Below are 7,620 nucleotides of genomic sequence, written 5' to 3' on the forward strand. Positions count from 1 at the left end.
CGGCCGACGGGACCCACGGCCCGCGCGGAAGCGGCTGCCCGCGGGCCGGGCGTCGGCCGGCTGGAGTTCCGCGGCGAAGAGCTGCCAGCTCTCCGCGTAGACCCGCGCGAGCCGGGCCACCGATGCCCTGCAGTGCGAGGGAAGACCGGCGGCGATGTCCTCCCGGTTGCTCGCGACCACGGCCCCCGCGTCGAGCAGGCGCAGGATGGCGCGGCCGGCCTCGCTGAGCCGCAGGGAGGGGTCGCGCCGCAACAGGCTGCAGATCTCCACCGGGTCCACGGCCGCCGCCTCCGCGGCGACCCGCGCGACGCCGGCCGTGGTCACCGCGGCGCGGGAGGCCCGCAGCGGCGCGACCACGCCGTCGCCCCGCGCGATCCGGTCCCTGACGTCGGCGACCGTGGCGGGAGAGAGCCCCGCCTCCTTCCCGACCTGCCGCAAGGACGCCTTCGGGTTCTCCCTCAGAAGCTCGGCCGCCCGTTCACGGCGCCGGGCAGGGTCGAGAGGCCGGGCGCGACCATCGCGTCCCACCCGTACGCCGCCGGGCGGGACGTCCCCGCACAGAGTGCGTCGTATCTCCGCCGTCTTCGCCGGGGACAGACCGGCCAGCTTGGCCACGGACCGGTCCGACCACTCCGGATGGGCCGTCACGATCCGCTTCACGGCCTCGGTTCGCTCGCCGATCGACAGAGGCAGGCCGTGTACGCCGTTCACGGCCACAGCCAGGAGCAGGCCGTCCTCCGCGCTCCCGTCGAAGTAACGGACGGCGATACTGGTCGCGCCCCGCACCTGTGCGGCTCTCAGACGGTGGATGCCGTCGATGACCGTCATCGACGCGCGGTGCACCAGGACGGGCGGCAGCTCCGCTCCGGCCTCCACGAGGGTGCGGGTGTGTTCCGGGTTCTCCGGGCTGCTGCGAGGAGAGATTCCGACCCGCAGTTCGCGGAGAGGGACATCGACCACCGGGATGCTGTGCAGACCGTCCCGGAGCCCGAGCAGGTAGGCGGAGTCGCTTTCCTGCGGCTGCACCGGCCCGGCCACTACTGCCAGCCCGAGTCGTCTCCCGGCAGCACGGCCGGGTCCTCCGGGACGGAAGCGGAATTCATCGCGGGAACCGGTGCCTGCCAGCCCGAGTCGGCCCGGATCGTCCCCGGGTGCGCCGGCTGAGTGGCCGCCGCACCGCCCGCCACGGACACGACGGTGGCAATCGCTGCCGTGAAAAGCACCATTCGACGTGCGGTCATCGTTCTCTTCCCCCTGCGTCGGAAGCCCTCGTTCACTGCTCGAACTGTGATCAAGTCTGGCCTCGGGCGGGGCGGATGAGAATGGGGCCAGGGGCGAGCAAAGCGGCCATGTCCGCAAAGGGACAGGGACTCAGAGGGCGGCCGGCATCAGAGGAACTTCCGCGCGGAGAAGGGACCACTCGCGCAGCCACGGCAGTGCGGCGGCCGCGGTTTCCCACACACTCCGCGCCGAGGACTCCGCATGCGCCAGCGTCCGGGACTCCAGGTAGACGCCGAGGACCGGGGCCGGCTGTTCCGAGGCGTGTAAGGAGATATGACGGATCCCCATGTCATCGGGAAGGACCCGCGCAATGGCCGCGGCCGTGCTCCCGGGGAGCCCCGCGCCGGACCGATGCGACAGAAGATGAATATGAACGAGATAGACCATTTCTCTCACTCCGCACTAATAAGTGGTTCATGTAGCATGCACACTCGCGTGAGCCCACATGGACGAAGTTCCCCGGGGGGAGATTCCACTTGCTTTCCGACTTGGGTATTGATCCGACCGCTGAAGCCGTGTATAAGACCATGCTCGCCCACCCGGAAGCGGATGTCGCCGACTGGGCGGCCACGCTCGGAATCACGGAGCACGAGGCACGTGAAGCACTGGACCGGCTGAGCCGTCTCGCACTGGTCCAGCAATCGACGGCCTATCGGACACACATACGTGCGGTGAATCCCCTTCTGGGCCTGGAGGCCCTGCTCGCACGACAGCAGGCCGAACTGATGGCACACCAGCAGCACGTCGAATCCAGCCGTGCGGCCGTCGCGGACGCCATTGCCATGTACGGCCACAACTACGCTCCCGGGGCAGGATCAGGATTCCAGTACATTTCAGGAATCGAGGCCATCAGGGAACAGCTCGAGATCATTAACAATCAAGTTCAGGAAGAGTTCTTGACGTTCGCTCCGGGCGGCGCACAGACCCCGGAGAACACGGCATCCTCCCGCCCTCTCAATACGAGACTCCTCAGCCGAGGGGTGCGGATGCGCACCATATATCTCGACAGCATTCGACGCGATGCGCACACGGTAGCCCATGCCGAATGGCTCGTAAATCAGGGCGCTCACATCCGTACCACGCCCACGCTGCCCAACCGGCTCATCGTCATCGACCGTCGCACCGCCCTCATAGCGGCCGACAGCGAGAACACGGGAACGGGTGCGGTCCTGGTCGAGAATCCAGGAACGATCACACTCCTGTGCACGCTTTTCGAGAGCGTATGGCAGTCTGCGCAACCCCTCGGTGTACGTCCCGAGCCGAGGTCGGAATCCGGCCTCACCAAGCAGCAGACCGAAGTACTGCACCTGATGGCCGAGGGGCGTACCGACGAGGCGATCGCCCACCGCCTGGCGGTCTCGACCCGGACGGTACGCAGGACCGCGGCGAGCCTGCTCGCCCATCTGGGGGCGGAGAGCAGGTTCCAGGCCGGCGTCCGCGCCGTCCAACGGCGCCTGCTGACAGAGCACGCCGACTGACGGACGGGCAGCGGAAAGCCGTGCCCGGCCGGACACACGGTGTCCGGCCGGGCACGGCTTTCCGCTGTCGTGTCACGTGTTCAACCGCCCACGCCCTCCGGTTGAACACGCGGGCGTTCAACCGCTCAAGGATTCCGGTTGAACACACCGGTGTTCAACCGGTCGTCTCTGGATTCCGCCCGGCTCGGTGCGGATCCGTACGGAACGATATTCGTTGACTGAACACCTTCCTCCGTGTCAGCTTCTTTCTCGTCCAGCCCGCCTATCCCCGGACTCGGGGAAGAAAAGGAGACAGATAATGTCTCAGCAGGTTGCCGAGTACACCGCCGAGCAGATCCTTGACGCGAACAAGGCTGCACACACCATGGAGGCGATGATCGGCCGTCTCAGCTACGACGAGAACTTCGCGAGCCGCCTGGCGAACAACCCCCGTGAGGCTCTCGACGGCGCGGGCATGCTGATGGAGAAGAACGCGATCGAGGTCCTGATGGCGACCGACCCGGAGCGCTTCGACAAGCTCTGTGAGGCGCTTTTCGACCTCGTCGACTCCGACTTCCTGCACCAGATGGTCGCGCCTTCCTGCGCGTGATCCGGAAGTCACAACAATTCTGCGCGTCATTTCGCGGTAATGATCGATGCGTAGGGTGAGAAACCCTTGCCGGGGATAGGTCGCATTCCCGCGGCCTATCCCCGCTGTTCACCTGATCGTCCCTCGCAGAGGAATTCCGGAGGACCGAAGATGGCCCGCGTCGCCCTCGTCAATCTGGCCAGTCTCCCCATGCCGGGCAATGAACCGATCTTCCCCATCGGCCTGCGGTGTGTGCAGGATGCCCTCGATCACGCGGGCCACGAGACCCGGCTGATCGACTTCGTCGAGAACCCCGCGGCCATCGAGGATCTGTCCTGGGTCACCGAACCGTGGGACGTCATCGGATTCACGATCCGCAACATCGACCCCATCGACATGTCCTGCGACGGCCATGTCACGTACTACCAGGCCTTTCTCGGCCGGGTGCGCCAGGCGCTCGGCGACCGGACGCCCCTCCTGGTCGGTGGCGGACCGGGCTACAGCCTTTTCGCCGACCAGCTGATGGAACGGCTCGGGTTCGACGTCGGCGTCGTCGGCCCCGGTGAACAGAGCATGCTCGACATCCTGGCCGCGCCCGACCTCTACCGGGGTTCGCACCAGAACCTCACCGGCCGGCAGTACAACGCCTTCATGACGAAAGAACTCCAGCACCCCCGGTCGCTGATGGAGACCTACACACAGTTCGACGAGGCCATGATCGGCGTGGAGACCCGCCGCAAGACCTGCTACCAGGGCTGCGTCTACTGCCCGTACGCGTACATCACCGGCGAGAACTCCGGCGATCTCAAGCCGTTGGAACTCCTCGCGGCCGAGCTCCGCGCCATCCACGCCTCCGGAATCCGCCGGGTGTTCTTCACCGACGGCATCTTCAACAGTGAACTCCGGTACGCCAAGGACGTCGTCCGGCTGCTCATCGAACTGAATCTGCCGGGACTGACATGGTCCGCGTACTTCACCCCCAAGCCGTTCGACGACGAGTTCGCCGAACTGCTCGCGCTCAGCAATGTCGAATTCGTCGTCATCTCGCCCGACAGCCTCGACGACCGCGTCATGAAGCTGCTGGGCAAGACCTTCGGCACCCGCCATGTCGACCGGTGCCTCGAACGGTGCCGCCGGCACGGCATCCCCGCGCGGGTGAACGTCGTCTTCGGCGGACCCGGCGAGGACCGCGAGAGCATCCGCAACAGCGTCGAGTACATCAACTCCCGTCTGGAGGACGGTGAGTTGGTCATGCACGTCGGATACCGGGTACTGCCGCAAACCGGAATGGCCCGACAGCTCGGCATGGCGGACCGCGAGCTGGTGGACCCGACGTTCTACCCGTTCGATCCCGACCTGTTCTCCTGGATCATCAAGGACCTGGACAGCCGCTTCATGCCGGCCCGGGTGCTGATCAACTTCATGGCCACGCGCAGCGCCAGCAAGCGGATGACCAAGGTCCCGCTTCCCTCCGAGCTGCAGGACGCGGCGCCCACGGAGTTCCCCTACCTCGCGCTGAGCCGGCAACTGCCGCTCGTGTGATCGCCCCCTCATCTGTAGGTGAATGTTCATGACCACCGGCCGAGTACGCCGGCTGACACCGGCCGACGCCGACGAGATCCTCCGGATCGTCACGCTCGAAGGGCTCGACCCGGCCGTGCTGGCCCGGGAGCTGACCGACGACGACTATCTCTGGATGGGGCTCGCCTCACCCACCGGCGGACTCGGCGCCGTTCACCGCGGCATGCGGTGGGGCAGCCGGCTCCTGCTCAAGGGCGTCTTCGTCGACGCGTCCGTACGCGGCAGCGGCGCCGCCCTGGAGCTCGGCTTCGCGATGCGCGATCACGCACGCGACAGCGGGTACGCGGGTGTCGCCGCCTGGGTCGAACCGCACAAGCCGGAAGCCGGCCTGGCGCGGATGCTGCGGCTGCGTACCTCCGGACCACTGCTCCACCGGTTCGAGATCGCGTTCCCGGACGGGGACCGGCCGGCCCGCGTACCGCTGCCGGCCCATCGGAACCGCGTCCTCGCGCTGCCGGGGCGGGCACCGGCCACGCCGCTCGTGGCCGACGTGGTCGCCGATGACGACGGGCACGGCCCCGCCCACGAGGCCGTCGGCGCCCACTGGGTGCTGGACCGGCACCGTCTCGTACTGAGCGGATTCCCCGGGCACTCCGTCGCGGACCTCGGGGAACTGGTCTCGGCAGCCGCGCCACTGGCACGGGCGCAAGGGGCCCGTTTCCTGGAGTTCCCCATGCCGGCGGCGGACCTCTCCGCCGCGCTCTGCCTGGCAGCGGCCAAGGCGCGGCGGCTGAGCCGTACCCCCGTCCGCCTGGGCCTCCTGCGCTTCACACCCGACACCGTCACAGAAGGGGCTGCCCGGAGATGATGCCGCCGCACGAAGCACGCGCGCTGTGCCTGCTTCCCGACCGGGCAGCCGTCCTCGCCGGACTGCGGGACCGGAAGATCGGCGCAACCGCGCTGCGCGAGTTGCTCGAGTCGTCCGAGGAACGCCCGCGACAGGCCTGGTCCGGGACCGTGGAACTGCGCGACGGCCAGGGCCGCCGTACGGACATGGCCGTCCGGGTTCCCCGCACCGCGGGCCGGCGCCCGGGCGTCCTCGTCGTCCTGCACGGTGCCGGAGGCAGCGGGGAACAGATACTCCCGCACTTCGCCGCGCTCGGGGAGAGGCTCGGCCTGGCCGTCCTCTGCCCGACGGCGCAACTCCCCGCCGAGCGCTCGAACAACCTCGATGTCGCGGGCCTCTTCGGCAGCCGGTTCCGGATGCCACGCTGGGACCTGTCGGGCCCCGACTTCCTTCCGGCAGCACTGCGGTGGGCGCGGACCACGCTCGATGCCGACCCGGACCGGTGCGTCCTGGCCGGGGTGTCCATGGGCGGACTGGCGACCTGGAACATGGCGATGCGGTACCGGCACTCCTTCTCCGCAGCCGTCCCCGTCAACGGAGCCCTTTCCGTCTGGGAGTCCTTCGGCACCGACGAGCGCACCAGGGCCCTGCTCCCCAACACCCTGCCGATGCCCCTGTTCGTCGTCCACGGCAGCGCCGACGAGCAGATCCCGGCGCGGTTCGACCGTGAATCCGTCGAGACCCTGCGCGCGCTCGGCCACAAGGACCTCCGGTACGAGGAAGTGGCCGGTGGCGGCCACGGCCTGGAGACGCTCGGTCTTGAGCCGGACAGTCCGCTCTTCACCCGCCTCGAAGAGTGGCTTGCCGGCGCACAGCGCACCGCGCAGCCGGACGAGATACGTCACCGGGCCGACGAGGACCGGCACGGCCGCGCCCACTGGGTGGAAGCCGGCGGCATCACGCCGGGCCGGGCCGCGGAGATCCACGCCGTAAGGACGTCCCCCGGCCGCATCGAGGTGGAGGTCAGCGGGGCCCGCCGGGTCACGCTGCATCTCCGCGGCGACCGGCTCGCTCCGGGAGACACCTGCCGGATCTCGGTCAACGGCACCGCCTCACCGGTGCGGTTCACCCCGGATCTGCCGACCGTCGTCGACTCCTACCGCGAGACGGCGGACCCCGGCCTCGTCGCCGAACAGATCGTGCACTGCGCCGTCCCCGAGCGCTGAACCGACCGACCGACAGGAAGAAGGTGCGACATGCTCACGCGATCCGAGATCCGCGGGTGTCTGACAGCCCGGGGCCAGGCCCAGGAAGAACTGTTCGCCGAGGCCCGCAGGCTCCGGGAGGAACACTTCGGACCGACCGTCGTCCTGCGCGGTGTCATCGAGATCACCAATGTGTGCCGGGTGAACTGCGACTACTGCCCGATGCGCCGCGACAACACCAGTGAGAACGACCGGTACTTCATGACCAGCGACGACATCGTCGCCAGGGCGCGTGCGATCCGGGACGCGGGCATCGACATCATCCTCGTCCAGGGCGGCGAGACCCCGCGCAACCTCTCCGCGGTCGAGGAGGCCATGCCCCGGATCCGGGAACTCTTCGACGGCCGTGTGGAGATCCTGCTCAACCTCGGGAACATGCGCCGAGGACAGTACGAGCGCCTGCGGGAGCTCGGCGGGACGAGCTACATCCTCAAGCACGAGACGAGCGACCCCCGGCTGCACGAGGCGCTGCGGCACGAATCGCTGGAGGAGCGCCTGCGCTGCATGCGGGATCTGCTGGACCTCGGCTACCGGGTGGGCACCGGACTCATCTCCAGCCTGCCCGGCCAGAGCCTCGACAGCATCGTCGACGACATCGAGCTGGCTGCCTCGCTCGGCGTCCACATGTGCAGCGTGAGCCCCTTCGTACCCGCCCCGAAC

At 68.4% G+C, this 7,620-nt stretch carries 8 protein-coding genes; 6 read left to right on the forward strand and 2 right to left on the reverse strand.

Annotated features, from left to right (window positions below; all coding sequences use genetic code 11):
* Positions 1 to 1,026: ParB/RepB/Spo0J family partition protein (locus JGS39_RS36560; RefSeq protein WP_219574076.1), on the reverse strand; the 1,026-nt coding region annotated here is incomplete at its 3' end.
* An 11-nt stretch (positions 1,027 to 1,037) separates the two neighbouring features.
* Entirely contained in the window at positions 1,038 to 1,241 is a 204-nt protein-coding gene (locus JGS39_RS36565; protein WP_219574077.1) for a hypothetical protein, read from the reverse strand.
* Between the two features lie 516 nt (positions 1,242 to 1,757).
* Between JGS39_RS36565 and JGS39_RS36570 the strand changes: the two genes are divergently transcribed.
* The 6 genes from JGS39_RS36570 to JGS39_RS36595 form a co-directional block, all read left to right on the forward strand.
* Complete coding sequence (locus JGS39_RS36570; RefSeq protein ID WP_219574078.1) at positions 1,758 to 2,759, forward strand: helix-turn-helix transcriptional regulator; 1,002 nt, start codon at positions 1,758 to 1,760, stop codon at positions 2,757 to 2,759.
* Positions 2,760 to 3,057: 298 nt separating this feature from the next.
* Positions 3,058 to 3,348, forward strand: a complete 291-nt coding sequence (locus JGS39_RS36575; protein ID WP_148019752.1) for a hypothetical protein — start codon at positions 3,058 to 3,060, stop codon at positions 3,346 to 3,348.
* A gap of 150 nt (positions 3,349 to 3,498) precedes the next feature.
* Positions 3,499 to 4,869 (forward strand): B12-binding domain-containing radical SAM protein, encoded by a 1,371-nt coding sequence (locus JGS39_RS36580; RefSeq protein ID WP_219574079.1) that lies wholly within the window; start codon positions 3,499 to 3,501, stop codon positions 4,867 to 4,869.
* A gap of 28 nt (positions 4,870 to 4,897) precedes the next feature.
* Positions 4,898 to 5,716 carry a hypothetical protein gene (locus tag JGS39_RS36585; protein WP_219574080.1) on the forward strand — a complete coding sequence of 273 codons (819 nt, stop codon included), beginning with the start codon at positions 4,898 to 4,900 and terminating at the stop codon, positions 5,714 to 5,716.
* On the forward strand, positions 5,713 to 6,921 hold the full coding sequence (locus JGS39_RS36590; protein ID WP_219574081.1) for a dienelactone hydrolase family protein: 1,209 nt from the start codon (positions 5,713 to 5,715) through the stop codon (positions 6,919 to 6,921). Before JGS39_RS36585 ends, JGS39_RS36590 begins: the two co-directional genes overlap by 4 nt.
* 30 nt (positions 6,922 to 6,951) lie before the next feature.
* A partial coding sequence (locus JGS39_RS36595) for a biotin synthase BioB (protein ID WP_219574082.1) occupies positions 6,952 to 7,620 on the forward strand: 669 nt, incomplete at its 3' end.

The sequence above is a fragment of the Streptomyces poriferorum genome (assembly GCF_019399235.1).
Classification (GTDB): Bacteria; Actinomycetota; Actinomycetes; order Streptomycetales; family Streptomycetaceae; genus Streptomyces; species Streptomyces poriferorum.